The sequence below is a fragment of the Arthrobacter crystallopoietes genome (genome assembly GCF_002849715.1).
GTDB classification, from domain to species: domain Bacteria; phylum Actinomycetota; class Actinomycetes; order Actinomycetales; family Micrococcaceae; genus Crystallibacter; species Crystallibacter crystallopoietes.
On the sequence record NZ_CP018863.1, the window covers coordinates 2,068,591 to 2,084,426 of the forward strand.

The 15,836-nt window shown below is 65.4% G+C and carries 16 protein-coding genes; 4 read left to right on the forward strand and 12 right to left on the reverse strand.

Annotated features, from left to right (window positions below; translation table 11 throughout):
- Position 1 precedes the first annotated feature (1 nt).
- Positions 2 to 2,365 carry a PrpF domain-containing protein gene (locus AC20117_RS23835; RefSeq protein ID WP_236777493.1) on the reverse strand — a complete coding sequence of 788 codons (2,364 nt, stop codon included), beginning with the start codon at positions 2,363 to 2,365 and terminating at the stop codon, positions 2 to 4.
- Between the two features lie 271 nt (positions 2,366 to 2,636).
- Here AC20117_RS23835 and AC20117_RS09795 point away from each other — a divergent pair, with 271 nt between their 5' ends.
- Positions 2,637 to 3,554 (forward strand): LysR family transcriptional regulator, encoded by a 918-nt coding sequence (locus AC20117_RS09795; protein ID WP_074699887.1) that lies wholly within the window; start codon positions 2,637 to 2,639, stop codon positions 3,552 to 3,554.
- Between the two features lie 39 nt (positions 3,555 to 3,593).
- On the opposite strand, the gene AC20117_RS09800 is transcribed toward AC20117_RS09795, so the two are convergent.
- The 3 genes from AC20117_RS09800 to AC20117_RS09810 all read right to left on the reverse strand — a co-directional run bounded on the left by AC20117_RS09800 (position 3,594) and on the right by AC20117_RS09810 (position 6,726).
- The gene (locus AC20117_RS09800) at positions 3,594 to 4,805 is read right to left on the reverse strand and encodes an MFS transporter (RefSeq protein ID WP_236777494.1); all 1,212 of its coding nucleotides are present in this window, start codon (positions 4,803 to 4,805) and stop codon (positions 3,594 to 3,596) included.
- Between the two features lie 133 nt (positions 4,806 to 4,938).
- Complete coding sequence (locus tag AC20117_RS09805; RefSeq protein ID WP_074699885.1) at positions 4,939 to 6,165, reverse strand: glycine cleavage T C-terminal barrel domain-containing protein; 1,227 nt, start codon at positions 6,163 to 6,165, stop codon at positions 4,939 to 4,941.
- A 129-nt stretch (positions 6,166 to 6,294) separates the two neighbouring features.
- On the reverse strand, positions 6,295 to 6,726 hold the full coding sequence (locus tag AC20117_RS09810) for an SRPBCC domain-containing protein (protein ID WP_074699884.1): 432 nt from the start codon (positions 6,724 to 6,726) through the stop codon (positions 6,295 to 6,297).
- A 172-nt stretch (positions 6,727 to 6,898) separates the two neighbouring features.
- Between AC20117_RS09810 and AC20117_RS09815 the strand changes: the two genes are divergently transcribed.
- The gene (locus AC20117_RS09815; protein ID WP_074699883.1) at positions 6,899 to 7,300 is read left to right on the forward strand and encodes a VOC family protein; all 402 of its coding nucleotides are present in this window, start codon (positions 6,899 to 6,901) and stop codon (positions 7,298 to 7,300) included.
- Between the two features lie 266 nt (positions 7,301 to 7,566).
- Here AC20117_RS09815 and thiD read toward each other — a convergent pair whose 3' ends face one another.
- Both thiD and AC20117_RS09825 read right to left on the reverse strand, forming a co-directional pair.
- Complete coding sequence (gene thiD, locus AC20117_RS09820) at positions 7,567 to 8,412, reverse strand: bifunctional hydroxymethylpyrimidine kinase/phosphomethylpyrimidine kinase (protein WP_074699882.1); 846 nt, start codon at positions 8,410 to 8,412, stop codon at positions 7,567 to 7,569.
- A 123-nt stretch (positions 8,413 to 8,535) separates the two neighbouring features.
- On the reverse strand, positions 8,536 to 9,036 hold the full coding sequence (locus tag AC20117_RS09825; protein ID WP_074699881.1) for a hypothetical protein: 501 nt from the start codon (positions 9,034 to 9,036) through the stop codon (positions 8,536 to 8,538).
- Positions 9,037 to 9,287: 251 nt separating this feature from the next.
- Here AC20117_RS09825 and AC20117_RS09830 point away from each other — a divergent pair, with 251 nt between their 5' ends.
- Positions 9,288 to 9,992 carry a queuosine precursor transporter gene (locus AC20117_RS09830; protein ID WP_074699880.1) on the forward strand — a complete coding sequence of 235 codons (705 nt, stop codon included), beginning with the start codon at positions 9,288 to 9,290 and terminating at the stop codon, positions 9,990 to 9,992.
- A 50-nt stretch (positions 9,993 to 10,042) separates the two neighbouring features.
- Here AC20117_RS09830 and AC20117_RS09835 read toward each other — a convergent pair whose 3' ends face one another.
- Together AC20117_RS09835 and AC20117_RS09840 are read right to left on the reverse strand one after the other, a co-directional pair.
- A complete protein-coding gene (locus tag AC20117_RS09835; protein WP_074699879.1) occupies positions 10,043 to 10,456 on the reverse strand; it encodes an SRPBCC domain-containing protein in 414 nt (137 codons plus the stop codon).
- Positions 10,457 to 10,559: 103 nt separating this feature from the next.
- Entirely contained in the window at positions 10,560 to 11,351 is a 792-nt protein-coding gene (locus AC20117_RS09840) for a ZIP family metal transporter (RefSeq protein WP_074699878.1), read from the reverse strand.
- A gap of 61 nt (positions 11,352 to 11,412) precedes the next feature.
- On the opposite strand from AC20117_RS09840, the gene AC20117_RS09845 reads away from it, so the two are divergent.
- On the forward strand, positions 11,413 to 12,024 hold the full coding sequence (locus tag AC20117_RS09845) for a DUF4126 domain-containing protein (protein ID WP_074699877.1): 612 nt from the start codon (positions 11,413 to 11,415) through the stop codon (positions 12,022 to 12,024).
- Here AC20117_RS09845 and tgt read toward each other — a convergent pair.
- The 4 genes from tgt to AC20117_RS09865 all read right to left on the reverse strand — a co-directional run bounded on the left by tgt (position 11,990) and on the right by AC20117_RS09865 (position 15,790).
- On the reverse strand, positions 11,990 to 13,258 hold the full coding sequence (gene tgt / locus AC20117_RS09850) for a tRNA guanosine(34) transglycosylase Tgt (protein ID WP_074699876.1): 1,269 nt from the start codon (positions 13,256 to 13,258) through the stop codon (positions 11,990 to 11,992). The genes AC20117_RS09845 and tgt overlap by 35 nt on opposite strands.
- A 55-nt stretch (positions 13,259 to 13,313) precedes the next feature.
- A complete protein-coding gene (locus AC20117_RS09855) occupies positions 13,314 to 14,096 on the reverse strand; it encodes an SRPBCC family protein (protein WP_335644992.1) in 783 nt (260 codons plus the stop codon).
- Between the two features lie 72 nt (positions 14,097 to 14,168).
- The gene (locus tag AC20117_RS09860) at positions 14,169 to 15,071 is read right to left on the reverse strand and encodes a DUF6707 family protein (protein WP_074699874.1); all 903 of its coding nucleotides are present in this window, start codon (positions 15,069 to 15,071) and stop codon (positions 14,169 to 14,171) included.
- Positions 15,072 to 15,250: 179 nt separating this feature from the next.
- On the reverse strand, positions 15,251 to 15,790 hold the full coding sequence (locus AC20117_RS09865; protein WP_074703084.1) for an NUDIX hydrolase family protein: 540 nt from the start codon (positions 15,788 to 15,790) through the stop codon (positions 15,251 to 15,253).
- Positions 15,791 to 15,836 lie beyond the last annotated feature (46 nt).

Genomic DNA, 15,836 nt, shown 5'->3' on the forward strand with positions numbered 1-15,836 from the left:
CTTAGTCGACTTCGATGTCGTAGGTGTCTTTGAGCAGGCGCAGCACATATTTCTTGGTTGCATCCGTCACCGTGTAGGCCTCGGCCACGCGTGCGGGCAACTGTGCATCGGCCGTAATCGGGTAGCCGCCCAGAATCTTGTCTGCCTTGGCATTGAAGGCCTTGTCCGAGGCCATCTTGTGGGCGGACTCGCGCAGCAGCTTCACGGCTTCGTCCGGGGTGCCGGCGGGCGCCCACAGACCCTTCTGGTACGTGTAGGTCAGGCCGAGCAGTGTCTTGTACGCTTCGAGCTTTTCGCCGCTCGGCTCGGTCCCGTGCAGCTCGCGGTAGACCTCGACGACGGTGGGGACGTCGGGGAAGTTCGGATCGCGGATGACCTTGCCGCCCGCGTCCAGCTGGCCGAAGGACATCAGTACTACGGCCTTTCCTTCCTCGGCGATGCCTTCGACGGCCGAGCCATAGGAGGAGGTGGTGGTGTAGTCGATATCGATCTCCCCGCGCTGGAGCGCCAGATTGACCGGCCCGCGGCCCTCGAAACCAAAGGTGGCCGTGGTCTCCGCCTTGAGCAGGTCGAAGGCGACGAGAGTGGTGAGGTCGAGGCCGGTCGCGCTGATGCCGCCGAAGACCAGCGGCTTGTCGCGTCCGATCAGATCCTTGACGGACTTGATGCCGGCGGCGGTCCGGGCATAGATGACTCCGCCGGTCCCGTTGACCAGAACCGGAGTCAGGTCGCTGAAGGAGTACTTGACCGCATGCCGGCCGAGAACCCAGGGAACCACGGTGGTTGCGGTGCTGACCAGCAGCTCCGTGCCGTCGTCCTTAGCGGAGGTGGCGAAGTGGTTGCTTCCGGTGATGCCTTCGCCGCCGGACTCGTTGGTCGGCGCGAATCCGGGTACGCCGGGAACAAAATGGACCATCTCCGTGCCGATGAAACGGGCCCAGGTATCGGTGCCGCCGCCCTCCGCCAGCGGGATAACCATCTTGATGGTCTCCCCGGCGTAGTCCCCGTCGGCAGTCGTGACGGGCGGCCGCAGCAGTCCGCCGCCGAATACGGTGGTGCCCAGGCCGAGCGCGGCGAAGAGCCCGACGGCGGTCAGCACGGTGCGGCGCGAATGCTGCGGCGGATCGGCAAGTTCGGCCAATTCGTTGTCGGCGGGCGGCAGCTCATCGCGCCCGTTGCCGCCGTCGTTATTTGGCGTCTCATGGGGCAGCTGGACCATCGGTGTCTCCTTTGACTGGCTGGGCCTGGCAGATTCCGCTGCCTGCGCCTTCGCAGCAGGCAGCGGGGGCAACGGAAGCGAAGCACGGGCCAGGATCCTGGCGGTGCGGACGGAGCCGACGATTTCGCTGCCGTCCATGGTGCTGCGCCACGTGGAAATGATTCCTGCCGGGGTGCGGATATTCAAGGAAGTTTCCGCCGGTGACTTGAGGGCACGTTCGACAACTGTGCCGGGGGTGCCCGCGGCCAGCGTCAGGCCGATGCTCCCGGTGATGGCCAGGGCGGGGTGGGGGTTGCCCATGGAGAGCATCATGATCTGGACGTCGGCCTCGCCCGGGCTGTCCGGCGGCGCGGCGATGGCCAGCTTGGGGATGGCTCGTTCGGCGCTCTCCGGCGTGGCGGACAGGCCCATGGCTACGGCGCCCACGCGGCGGATCGCGTCCAGATTCTCCAGTTCGGGGAGTACTTCCAGGCCCCACTCGCGGAAATCCGTCTCGCCGAGTCCCGCTGTGGTGGCGGAAATGATCACGAGCGGCGCGCCGGCATCAACCATTGAGGCTTCGACGAAGCGGCCGTCCACCATCAGCAGGTCGGCCGCGTTGCCTGTTGGCAAAAGGCTGCCGGTGGTTTTGCCTGCCGGTTCGACGAAGCCCAAACCTACCTCGGTGCCGGGGAAAGGTACCCCGGGAATCATCGTGTCGAGTTCGGGCTCCCACCTGCCGCCCGGCGTCGCGACCCGCTGCACAATCTGCTGTTGCGTGTTCGTGTTGAGGGCGCGGACCAGTGTCTCGTCCGCCTGCGGCCGGACCCAGCCGCGATCCATGGCGTAGAGGGCGACTACGGCGGAACAGTTGCCGCAGTTGCTGCCCCAATCGACCTTGCCTTCGTCAATGCCGACCTGGGCGAATGTGTAGTCAACATCCGTATCCGGTTCCTGGGAAGGGGACAGGATGACGGCCTTGCTAGTTGTCGAGGTCCCACCCCCAACGCCGTCGACCTGTCGTGAATCGGGGCTGCCGAAAAGACGAAGCAGGACCTCGTCCACCGTGTAGCCGGGGATATTCAACTGCTCGCGCTCGAACACCCAGCACTTGCTGGTTCCGCCGCGCATCCAGACGGCGTCGACTGATCTGGTAATTGTCCTCACCTACTTTACGAATCGGAGAGTGGGTTCCCCAGATGTGATGGGGCCCACGAAGTTTGTTGATTCGATAGTGAGGGCAGCAAGAGTTAATTACCAGTTACCAAAAGTAGACTTCCATGTAGTACTCCTTCATTCATTGGCAACTGAAGGCTTAGGGGACACTCTTTGCCGGAAAGACGCCCTGTCGCGAGCCGCGAAGCGGGTGGGGCAGCAAGGAGCATGTAGCCGAATCTCATTTTCTACAGTATGTTGAAGCAGCGCTTAAGGAGGCGGCATGCTGGATATCAAGAGACTGCAGATATTACTGAAGGTTGTCGAGACCGGTTCGGTTACCGCCGCGGCTGACGAGTTGTTCTATACCCCCTCGGCGGTGTCCCAGCAGCTGCGCAAACTTGAGGAAGAGGTGGGGCAACCGCTGCTTCAGCGCCGCTCCCGCGGCATGGTCCCCACCGACGCCGGTCACGTCCTTGCCAGCCATGCCCGCTCCATCCTGAGGGAAATGGATGCGGCGGTTGCGGACCTTGCGCAGATCGCGGGGCTCAAGCGCGGCAGCTTGAGCCTGGGCACCTTCCCAACTCTGGGAGGATCCTTCCTGCCGATCGTTATCAGCAGGTTCCGCCGCGAGTACCCTGCCATCCGGCTGGATGTACGCAGCAGCAGGCTTGAAGGACTGGTGGAACTGCTTGCCAAAGGCGAAGTGGGGCTCTGCCTTCTCTGGGAGTACGACTGGCACCGGCTCGATCCGAAAATGTTCGAGCTCACGCAGGTCTTCGTCGAACCCACGGTGCTGGTAGTCGGCGCCGAACACAGGCTGGCAGGGATGGGCAAAGTGGAGATGGCCGATCTTGCCCAGGAACAGTGGATAGTCCGGGCAAACGAGCATCCGGTGGCCGAGGTGCTCGAACGGAGCTGCAATTCCGCCGGCTTCGCACCCCATATTGCTTTCCAGGCCAACGACTACCAGGAAGCGCAGGCGATGGTGAGCGTCGGACTCGGCATCGCGCTGGCGCCGCAGACCGCCGTCGTCAATCAGCATCCTGGGGTCAGGGTGCTGCAATTGGGTGATTCCGTGCCGTCGCGGCGGGTCATGTTGGCCCAACGCCACGACCGGGTGCGGGCGCCGGCGGAGGTTGCGTTCCAGTCGATGCTGCTTGCCGTCGGGGAGCAATGGAGCGCGGGCATCCACGCTTGATGCCGGTGCAACTAGCGGCAGTTGCGCGCCGGGGTGCAGTTAGCGGTGTGCGAAGCTCAGGCCGAGGCGCTTCTCGCTCAGGTAGAGGCTCAGCCCGATCCCGAGCGCGGCGAAGGTACAGGTCATCCACCAAGTGGAGTCCCACCCGCCGGTGGCAGTGGCCAGCCAGGCGACGATGGCCGGCCCGGTAAAATTGCCGACGTTGAAGATCTGCTGCATCAGGCCCATGGCCGCGGGGGTGGAGCCGCCGGGCGGCGCCAGATCCACTGCCATCCGCGTGAGCGTGGAGGGAATCGCGGCCCCCACCAGGGAGAAGGCCGCCACACAAGCGAACTGGATTGCAATGCCTCGCGGCACCGCGGTCCAGTCCACCGCAAAGGTGAGCAACGACGTCGTACCCATGAGGATGAAGGTGGGGATGATGAGCCGGCGGGCGGTGACGCCGCGCTGCAGCAGGGGAGCGGTGGCGATGGCGCCGACCGCATTCAGGCCGCCCACCACCGCGCTGAGCACGCCCGGCCAGATCCCGGTGACGCCGTTCTGCTGGTAGACAGTGGGCAGGAAACCGACCACGGCCATCCACTGGATGGTGTAGCAACCGAAGACGACGCCGGCCACCCACGGTTTCGGCGACCGCACGGTCACGCCGATCCGCTGCACCGCTGCCTTCGGTCCGTTGCCGTCGCCCGCCGGATCCTTCGGGACAAACGCGAGCACCAGCGGCACCGGCACCAGCGTCAGGGCTGCCATGATCCACCACCAGGTATGCCAGTCCGTCACCTGCAGCACCAGCGCGCTCGCGATCAAACCAACGAACGTGGCGCATCCTTGGTAGGCGCTCCAGAAACCCACGGCGGTGTTGACCCTGCGCAGAGGGGTGTTGGCGCGGATCAGGCCGGGTGCGACGACGGTAGCCAGCAGGAAGCCGGCGCCTTCCACGGCGCGGCATGCCATCAGCAGTCCGGCGGTCTCCGCGAAACCGCCCACCACGGAGCCGACGAACAGCAGGCCCAGTCCGATCAGCAGGCAGCGGCGCGCGCCGATCATCTCGGCGAACAGGGAGACGGCCAGTCCGCCCGCCATACCGGCCACCTGCACGAGGCCCAGCAGCACTCCGGCCTCCACCAGGGACATGTCCAGCTCGGCCTGGATGACGGGGATCGCCGACGGCAGCTTCCAGATGTGCATGGCTGCGGTAATGCCCGCAAGCACGACGACGATCCACGCCGCATCGGTTCGCTGCCGAGTCATGACCGGGGCCGCCACAGCTCTCCTTCCGCCTTCGGGTCTTTCCGTCCACATTATCCGCAGGCGCTCAAAGGCGACGCCGGCCACGTAAGACGCGTGCCGGCGTCGTAATAATGCGGTGCTTGGCGGCGGCTGCTCAGTCCTTGGGCGTTGCCTTGGTGGGATCCACGAAAGGTTTCTGGACGACGGTTCCCGGGCGTTCGCCGTCGGGCGTATGAATGGTGAGTTCCGTGCCGAGGCGGCTGTGGGCGATCGTGACCATGGCCAGGCCGATGTTGCGTTCCAAGCGCGGGGAGTGGCACGCGCTGGTGACTTCGCCGGCCGGGACGCCGCCGTGGGTCGTGATGGGGAACGGCTCGATCATCGATCCGTCGTTGTAGCTGCCCAGCGGGTCGCCGCCGATCTCCACGCCGACCATGAGCCGGCCGATCCCGTCGGTGCGGGCCTTGCGGAGTGCCTCCCTGCCAACGAAGTCGGCGTCCTGGTCCAGATCCACCATCCAGTCGTAGTCGTAGCCGACCTCCAGCGGATTGGTGTTCAGGGTGATGTCGCAGCCGTACGCCAGCATGCCGGCTTCGATCCGGCGGATGTGGCAGGGGCCGATCACGCGGAGGTCGTGAGGCTGCCCGGCTTCCCAGATCGTATCCCACAGCTTTCCGGCGTTCAGGGTGGCGTTGTAGAGGTAGATTTCGTAGCCGATCTCGCCGGTGTAGCCGGTTCGGCTGACGACGACGTCCATCCCGTTGAGCGTGTGGTGCTGCAGGTGGTAGTAAGGCATATCGAGGATCTGGGGCCCGAAGAGGTCGCTCATCAGCCCCTTGGCCTTGGGGCCCTGGATCTGGACCGGTGCGACGTCGACCTCCTCGACGGTGACGTCCCAGCCGCCGGCGTGCGCCAGGCCCATGGCCCAGAGGCGGACGTCGCTGTCTGCGAGCGAGAGCCAGAACTTGTCCTCCGCCACGCGGAGCAGGATGGGATCGTTGATGATTCCGCCGTCAGGAGCGGTGATGAAGACGTACTTGCACTGGCCTACCTGGCACTTGGTCAGGTCGCGCGGGGTGAGCATGTTGGCGAAGTCGAAAGCCTGCGGGCCGCTGATCTGCAGCTGCCGCTCCACGCCGACGTCCCACAGGGTGACATCGTTCAGCAAGGACCAGTACTCGCTGACCGGATCGCCGTAGTGGCGCGGGTGGTAGGTGTGGTTGTACACGCTGTAGGCGGCGACGCCGTGCTCCCGGGACTTCCAGAAGTAGGGCGATTTCCGCAGCCGGGTGTAGAGCGTGATCTCGGGATGCGGGACGGGGCCTGGCAGGTTCGCGGCGGCCTGCCGGGCGGGACCCGAACCGGGAATGGTCTGTGACATGAGGTGCTGCTCCTTCGAGAGTTTGGCGCCAGTCCGAACTCTTCAGTTGCGCATGCTGCGCAACGCTGCGCCATGTGCCGTTTATGGTGGCAGTCGTTGCGAGGGGCAGTCAAGGGGTAGGTGGGTGCGCTAGCTGCGCTCGGCGACTGTCTTTACGCCCTGGACCAGGCTGTCCCACATGCCCTTTGAATGCTCCGCCTCTTCGGCGCTGGCGTTGTTGTCTTGCGAGAGCGTCAGTTTGGTCTTGTCTGCCTTGTTCTCCAGCGTCCAGGTCAGCGTGTGGTAATTCTCCGGCACGTCCGCCTGGCCGGAGAGCGGGCTGAAATGCGTGTGTACCAGCCGCTTTCCGGAGTCGATTTCAAGGATTACGCCCTTGTCCTCGTATGCCTTGCCCTTCCACTCACCGCGCCAACTGATCGGGCTGCCAACGGTCCAGTCAGTGACGACGGTGGTGCCGAACATGAACTCTTGGATCGATTCGGGGTTGGTGATGACGGACCAGACTTGGCTCGTCGGAGCGTCGATCAAGATTGTCGAGGTGGCGACATAGTTCCCGGGCACAGCCTTCTCCTTCGTCGAAGCAGCATCGGCGCTGGCCCTAGAGTACTCCCGCTGAGGGGAGTTCGGGAGGGCTGGCTGTTCCGCTTCCCGTCCCCAAACGGGACAGCGCCGACGCACCGCCGCTGACCTGCCGGCGGTTGACGCCCGGGGATGGCTGGGACAAGATCGCGGAATGGAGCCATTGAGCAGCCGCATACTTCTGCGGCCTTCCGACTCGGCGAAGAGCCAGTCCTTTTACCGCGACGTTCTGGGGCTGGCCGTCTACCGTGAATTCGGCGATCCTGAAAGCCCCGGCATCGTCTTCTTCCTGGGCAATGGTCTGCTGGAGGTTTCCGGGCAGCGCGGGGATGAGGGCGCCGGGCGGCTGGAGTTGTGGGTCCAGGTCCGCGACATTGAGGCTGAGTGGAAGAACCTTCAGGCCGCCGGGGTGGAGATTCTGCGTGCGCCGGTGGAAGAACCGTGGGGGCTGCTGGAAATGTGGATCGCCGATCCGGACGGCGTGCGCATCGTGCTGGTGGAGGTCCCGGCGGACCACCCGATCCGGCGCGACACACGGAATCCCCGGGACCTCTGACCGGCGGAATCCCTGGGACCTCTGCCCGACACGGCCCCCGCCGTCGTCGTTCCACCTGGTCCCCGCTAACGACCCATGTTTAAAACGCGCCCCAAACATCGTCCCAAGTCAGCGCCATGCTTGAAGCCTAAAGTTGGACCGATAAGCCTGAACGTGGGTCTGAACGGGCGGACAGAGGGCGGGAAGGCCTGAAAGGCGGGCGGACATGGGGCGGGAAGGCCTGAAAGCGACCGGTCCGGCGACCGGACCGGCCGCCGCAATCGGCTTTAGCCGGCGAAGCCCTGCCACAGTGCGTCGAACGGGGCGTGGGAGGAGACGCGCGCCTTGATGCCCTCGGTCACGAAGGCCTTGGCGGTCCGCGCGGCCTCCAGCGGGGTGGCGCCCTTGGCCAGTTCGGCGGTTACCGCCGCGGCCAGTGAGCAGCCGGCGCCGCTGACGGCCACCTCGCCGATCTTCGGCGCGCTGAGCACTTCCAGGGTCTCGCCGTCGAAGAAGACATCCACGGCGTCCGGTCCCTCGAGGCGTACGCCGCCCTTGGCCAGCACGGCAGCGCCGGAGGCTTCGTGGATGATGCGGGCGGCCTTTTCCAGATCCTCGACGTTGTTGATGGTGATGCCGGACAGGGATTCGGCCTCGAAGTGGTTGGGGGTGACGAAGGTGGCCAGCGGCAGGACCTGGGCCTTGAGCGCCTGGTCGGTGTCCAGCGCGTGGCCGGGTTCCTGGCCCTTGCAGATCAGCACGGGGTCCAGCACGATGTTGTCCCACTCCTGGTTGCCCAGAGCCGTGGCCACGGTGTCGATGGTGGCGGGGGAGCCGAGCATGCCGATCTTGACGGACTTCAACGAGCCTGCGTAGCAGGTCTGGATGGCTTCGAGCTGATCGGCGATGACGTTTGCGTCGACCGGAACAAAGCGGTGGTTCCAGTTGTCCTGCGGATTGAAGGACACGATGCACGTGAGGGCGGTGATGCCGTAGGTGCCGAGCTGCTGGAAAGTCTTCAGGTCTGCCTGCGCACCGGCGCCGCCGGTGGCTTCCGAGCCCGCAATAGTCAGGGTGATAGCGGGACGGGCGGTCAGGGCAGCGTCGGCGGAAATGTCAGTGGAAGAAGGCATGCGTCCATTTTCCACCGTGACCCCCGCCGATGGCCAACCGGCGGGACGACGGCGCTCAGCCAGGACGTTTGGCCGGCGCGCACCGGAGAGGCCGGACCCGGCCGCACCGCACCGGCACCCGCCTCAGTCGTAGACGGTCACGAGCTTCCACACGGAGGCCCGGCCGATCGCGGCGCACAGCCCGATCAGCGCGGCCAGCAGCAGCGTCTCCCACGCGGCCCCGCCGTACATCACGCTGAAGATCAGCCAGGCCACCAGGGTAATGACCACGAAGAACACCAGCACGTGGACCCACTGGCGCCGGACCGGCCGCAGCGCCAGGCCCAGCAGGAAGGCAATGGGTGCCCCGATGATCAGGCCGATGCCGGCGGCATAGAGCAGCACCACGAACGCAATGCCGAAGGTCGGCCAGACCTGCCGCCAGCTGAACGTGCCGCCGGCGATCGAGATCAGTATCAGGGTTAGCGAGAAGGCCGCGATGGTGACGAAGAAACCGGTGAAGAACGCCAACGGGCCGAACGTGACGCGGTGGCTCTGTTTGTGATCCAGCAGTTCGTCCGCGAACTGCTCGTCCTCGGGCAGGCCCGGCTCGAGCGGATCCGCATTGGTCCCGTCCTGCGTCATTGCGTGCCCCTTCCGAGGTCAGTGACAGTCGCCGCGGCACTGTCCCCTGCCGGCGCCGGACTGAGGGTCTAACCCCAGAATAGATCGAAGCGCCCGTAACGCAACCACTCATCCGGCGACGTGGGAGAATTGATGCCGGTCCGGGTGCAGACGGGCCCAGTGCTAATACAGCCAACGCTTTCGACGCCGGCCACACCGGCAGCATCGCGGCGCTGCGCGAACCACTACTTCTAAAAAGGTACAAAACCACCATGACTGACCTGCAGAAATCCCGCCCCGGCCATGCTCCGGCCAAGTTCGCCTCGATCGGCAGCCCGTACTTCGGCATCATGCTCGCGGCCATGGCCGTAGTGCTGATCCTGTCCAACATCGGCGCGTCCAAGGGTGTGGCCATCGGCCCGATCATCACTGACGGCGGTTTCTTCCTCTTCCCGCTGGCCTACATCCTGGGCGACGTGGTCAGCGAGGTGTACGGCTTCAAGGTGGCGCGCAAGGCCATCCTCACCACGTTCGCCCTGTCGGTTTTCGCCTCGCTCTGCTACTGGATCATCATCGCGCTGCCCGGCTTCAACGACGATTTCGGCATCGCCAAGCAGGAAGCGCTGGAGCTGGCCCTCGGCCCGGTGCCGCTGATTGTGCTCGCCAGCCTGTTGGGCTTCCTAGTCGGCCAGACGCTGAATTCGTGGGTGCTGGTCAAGATGAAGGAGCGCTTCGGGGAGCGCAAGCTCTGGGCACGGTTGATGGGCTCCACCGGCGTCGGCGAATTCGCGGACACCCTGATCTTCTGCTCGATCGCGGCCTCGGTCATCGGCATTACCGACATCCCGACGTTCGTGAACTACGTCGTCGTCGGCTTTGTCTACAAGACCCTGGTTGAGTTCCTCTTCGTTCCGCTTACGACGGCGGCCATCGGCTGGGTGAAGAAGCGCGAACCTTCGTACGGGGTTGCGCCCTAAACCCAGGGAAGTGTCCGCACCTCGGGCCGCGCCCTGGCGGCAGGGCCGTCCTAACGCGTGCGCCGCTTGCCTAGCGCGGCGGCGATCCGATCGGCAACATCGTGCCAGTGGTCCAGCATCTTCTCCCGCTCCGCGGCACTGGCCAGATGCTCCTGGTGGAAGCCGATGGTAGTCCCTGCCTGGACCTGCATCAGCGTGATCTGCAGGATGGAATCGTGATCCCAGTCCTGCGGCTCCCAGGTCAGCCTGATCCGCTCATGCGGGTGGAAACTGCGGATTTCGCCCCGGGTGCCATCCGCGGTTTCATACTGGTCGCGGCGGCGGGTGCCGAGGGCCGTTTCGCCCAGCCACAGCGGCAGACCCTCGCCGATGAGGAAATCCCAGACCTGGGGCAACGGGGCCGGAACCGTCTTGCGGACTCCCATTTCCCAGCCGGCATCCTGCGTTAATCCTGTTGGAGTCATGTACTCCGGATTACCCGCTCGCAGGGCAAGCGTCAATGGCCCGGCCATGGGAAGTGCCGCGGGAAAGTGCGGCGGGTCAGGAGGGAGAACGGAGCGGCCATCTTCAGGCGAGCGACAGCACGAACGACAGGACAAAGCCGGCGGCGGTACTGAGCGCAACGGCCGGCCCGCCGTGCTCGAACGCCTCGGGCATGAGCGTGTCCGCAAGCGAGGCGATGACCGCGCCGGCGGCGAAAGCCAGCGGCAGGGAGATCGTTTCCGGGTCGCTGCCGGACAGGGGACCAGCCCCAATAACGACGGCGGCGACGAGCAGCACCGCGCACGCCAGCCACAGGCCGAGGATCGTGCCCGTGGACTTGCCCTTGCTGCGCATGGAGGAAGCGCCGACGAGCGACTCCGGCAGGTTGGACACGAAGATCGCGGCCAGCAGGGCCAGCCCGCCGGTTCCTTCCGTCAGCGAGACGCCCAGGGCGATGTTCTCCGGCACCCCGTCGAGCGTCACAGCGGCCAGCAGTGCCATGCCTGCCGCGCCCCGGGTGGATTCCTTGGTGGGCGCGCGGTCCTCGGCGGCCGCGTTGGTGTCCAGTTTGGCACTGCCCTGGTATTTGTCGGCCGGGGTGGGCCGTGACTTGGGCTGGGCCCAGCGGTCAAGCAAGGCACTCAGGGCGGTGAAGACGGCCGCCCCCACGAAGAGCCCGATGGCCGCGCGCCAGATGCCGCCGTGCTGGTAGGCGTCTTGGAAGAGCTCGAAACTCAAAGCGGTGATCAGGGCACCCGCCGCGAAGGAGAGCAGGATGGCCAGGAAGCGCTTGGGCAGCTCGAACTTCACTCCGATGAGCGCGCCCAGCACCAGTGCGCTGGAAGCCACGGCGCCAAATACCAGCGACGGTCCCATGGCGCCAGTATAGAAGCGTTTTGCCGCGTCAGAGCCGCTGAATTGGGATTACTCTTATGCCATGTTCGAAATCCTGACCGGCACGGGATTATCTGCGGCAGCGGGACTGAATGCGTTCATTCCGATGCTGATCCTCGGCCTGCTGGACCGGTACACGGACCTGGTCCAGTTGCCCGCCGAGTGGTCGTGGCTGGGCAACGGGTGGGTGCTGCTGATTGTGGGCCTGCTGCTGGTGCTGGAGATCGCCGCGGACAAAATCCCGATGGTGGACAGCATCAACGACTGGATCCAGACCGTCATCCGGCCCGCGGCGGGCGGCATCGTCTTTGGCAGCGGCGTGTCCTCGGAAACCGTGACCGTTTCGGACCCGGATGCCTTCTTCGGGGGCGACGCCTGGATCCCCGTGGTCATGGGCATAGTCATCGCCTTCGCCGTCCACCTGGTGAAGATGATGACCCGGCCGGTGCTCAACGCCGCGACCGTGGGCGCGGCGGCGCCGGTGGTCAGCACGGTCGAGGACACGGCGAGCCTGTCGCTCGCGTTGGCTGCCGTACTGTTGCCGGCGCTCGTGATCGTGGTGATCGCCGCCGTCGTACTTGGCTTGTGGTTGCTGTACCGCAGGTTCCGCCGGCCGGGGGTCAGGCGTAGTAGCGTCCCAAGGTCTCGTTTTTGAAGTCGAAGAAGGAACCGTCCTCGATGGCCAGGCGGGCGTCGTCGACCAGTTTCACCGTGAACCGCTCGTTGTGGATGGAGATCAGGGTGTGGCTGACCATCTCGTTGGCCTTGAACAGGTGGTGGATGTAGGCGCGCGTGTAGTTGGCGCAGGCGTAGCAGTCGCAGCCCTCCACCAGCGGGGTGAAATCGCGCTTGAACTTGGCGTTGGAGAGGTTTTTGCGGCCGTCCGGGGTGTAGAAGGCGGAGTTGCGGGCCACCCGGGTGGGGGAGACACAGTCGAAGGTGTCCGCACCGTTTTCGATGGCGGTGAAGATGTCATCGGGTTCGGAAATGCCCAGCAGGTGGCGCGGCTTGTCCTCGGGCAGTTCCTCGTTGCACCAGCGCACGATGGTGCCCAGGTTCTCCTTTTCCAGCGCGCCGCCGATGCCGAAGCCGTCGAAGTTCATGGCGCCGAGGTCGCTGCTGGCCTTGCGGCGCAGGTCCTCGTACTGGGCACCCTGGATGACGCCGAAGAGCGCCTGGTACGGCCGGTGCGAACGCTCCTTGGTCAGCCGCTCATGCTCCACGATGCAGCGCTCGGCCCAGAGCCGGGTCCGTTCCAGGCTGAGCTCCTGGTAAGCGCGGGAGTTCATCAGCGTGGTCAGCTCGTCGAAGGCGAACATGATGTCCGCGCCGAGCTGGTGCTGGACCTGCATGGAGATCTCCGGCGTGAAGCGGTGCCGGTCGCCGTTGAGGTGGGACTTGAACCAGACGCCGTCGTCGTCCACGTGGGCGAGGCGCTCCTTGCCCGCCGCCACCCGGTCATCGGCGCCGGAACCCGCCCCGGCCTCCGCGGCCGCGTCCATGTTGATGACCTTCTTGAAGCCGGAGCCCAGGCTCATCACCTGGAAGCCGCCCGAGTCGGTGAAGGTGGGGCCGGCCCAGTTCATGAACTTCCCCAGGCCGCCGGCCTCGTCCAGGATCTCCGGGCCGGGCTGGATATAGAGGTGGTACGCGTTGGCCAGCAGCGCCTGGGCACCGAGGTCCTTCATGGATTCGGGGAGCACCGCCTTCACCGTGGCCTTGGTGCCGACGGCAATGAAGGCCGGCGTCTGGATGTCGCCGTGCGGGGTGGCGATGGTGCCGGTGCGCCCCTTGAATTCACCGCCGTTGGCCTCGACCTGGGCGGCGGTGGGAGGGGCGGTTTCGGACAGGCGTTTGCCTACGGTGAAGGAAAAATCAGATTGCGGCACCTATCCATTTTGCCTTATCCCGCGGGGCGGGCTGTTCCGTCCAGCTGCTGGGCAGCTAGCGCACGGGCAGCTCGTCGCGGGAGCGGCTGCGCGTGGACAAGGGCTCCGAGGAGGGGAAATGCTGCTCCCGCCAGCCATCCCAGGCCTCCCGGAGGGCGGCCAGCGATTTGGCACCCAAGCCGTAGGTGGTAATCAGAACCTGCGTGCCGCCGTCGGGCCTTTCGTCCATAAGCTGGGGCATGGTGGCGAGGATCAGCAGGCCGTCCCCGTGCTCGGCATAGGACTGGACCGTCAGCCCGAGCTGTGATTTCGTGCGGAACCAGACCTTCCCGCTGATCGATTCGCCCGTGCTCAGGGCTGCCTCGTACGGCTCGCCGGGCTCCGGCAGGTCCGTCAGGCCCAGGCTCTGCAGCAGGCCGCCTTCGGGTACGGAATCGGCCGAAAAGTACGTGGTCTGCCGCGGCGTGTTCGGGTGCCGTTCGAGCATGAAACGCAGCTGCTGCAGGAACGTGGTCCACCCCTCGGTGAGGTCCTTGTCCCAATGCGCCATTTCCGACGCCGGGTCCAGGAGTCCGCGTTCGAGTGTCAGCTGGACGCCGTCCTCCACCGGCTCGATGATGAACGTATCGCCATTGCCCAGGGTGAGCTTCTTGTGGTCAGGGCTTTCGACGGCGCCGGCAAAGTAGATCTCTTTGATCTCCTCATCGAGACCGTCCAGCTCCCAGCCGTGCCATTGCGCTAGCCGTTTCGGTTCGCGCAGCATGATCCATACCTGCTGGGCGTCTGCGTTGATGTGGACGCTGAGCTTGCGGGGACCAGATTCTGATTCTGTTTTCACAGCGCTATCCGTCATGAGGCCGACTTTACCCCCGGCCCCTTGGACCCGCCAGAGGTCTGGGCGGGCTGGAGATCAGGGAGCGGTCAGCTTGCCGTTCAGTGCGCGGATGGCCACCAATTCATTCGCGATGCGGCGGTCCAGTTCGGCCGGCTCCAGGGTCTCGGAACCGCCGTGGGTGCGCAGGTACATCAGGGTGGAAAGGCGTTCGACGCGCCACTCGTGCTCCGCCGACTGGTCGCCGGAGGCCATGGCCCGGTGGATTTCCGAGTCGTAGAGGTTGGGCTCGTTGAGCTGGCGCTGGCGGACCACGGCGTTCATCTTCGCGCGCAGCGGATCTTCCTCTTCCGCCTCGTCCGGGGCGCGCATGGCGTCGCCGAGCCGCTGCGACTCCTCGATGTCGCCGGCCTCATGGGTGATGTAGGCGGCGATCGCCAACGTGGACTGGATCCACTTCCAGCGGCCGAAGTTGCCGTCGAAGGGCAGATCCGTTACCAGCCGGCAGACATGGAGGGCGTTGTCCTCATCCGCCAGGTCGACGAACAGCCGGTGCGCCAGATCCCGCACATCCTGTAGGTTGCTGCCGGCCTTGGTGTTCAGCCCCTTGCTCAGGCGGGCCGCGAGGCGCTGGACCCTGATGTCCTTCGGATGGGCCCGCGCGGTGCCCACGATGACCGCCTCGGGCGTGCCCTCCTCGGCGGGGATCAGCTCAAGGTCGCTGTTGGTCAGGACGGTCGGAGCCTTCTGGAAGGGCCGTGTGGAGGCAACCCGGATGCTCGATCCGTGGGCGATACGCACCTGCGTCCCGTCGGCGAGCTTGGCGATCACCAGCGCCGGCGAGCCGAAATCATCCTTTTCGACGGCGGAGGACACCACCGCGGCCGATTGTTTTCCGCGCCGCCGCAGAAACATATGGCCCGGTTCAACCGCCTCAGCTTTGACATTATGGACGTATGTCTGTGGCTGTTGCTCGGTCATTGGGTGGTCCTCCAAAGCTCAGGGTCAAACCTCAGTATATGAATTTGTTACCTCTCAAGCCGAAGTTGCGCCACGCCGGTAGCACGTGGCAGCAGCCGCACGTTAGGACGCGCGGCTGATGACGGCTGTGCCGGTCGAGCAGTTGGACCTTCCGCCGTCGTTATCTAGTTGAGCCGCGGTCAGCGGCACCAGCCGGCATGGGCCAGCGCATGGCGCAGCAGGTTGCCGCGCCCGCCGACGAACTCCGACTGGACCTCCGAGCTCAGGGCGTCGTCCGGCGTCATCCAGGTCAGTTCCAGGGCATCCTGCCGTGGCTCGCACTCACCGGTAACGGGGATCAGGTAGGCCAGCGCGACACAGTGCTGGCGGTCATCCGTCATCCCGGTTTCCGATGGGGAGGGGAAGTACTCGGCCACGGTAAAGGGCACGGGGGAGGCTGGCAGTTGCGGGAACGCCAGCGGCCCAAGATCCTTTTCCAGATGCCGGATGAGCGCCGCACGGATGGTCTCCCGGTACATCACCCGACCCGAGACGAACGTGCGCACCATCTGTCCCTCGTCCGAGGCCTGCAGCAGGAGCCCGACTTCGGTTACGTAGCCGAGGGAGTCCAGCCGCACCGGAACAGCCTCCACATAGACCATGGGCAAACGCTGCCGGGCCTCGTAGAGATCCTCTTCGGAGAGCCAGCCTGGATACGGGTCGGGAGTGCGAACATTCATGTACTTGTTGTACCGCACGGCTGATGCGCCCGTCACGCGGGACCAG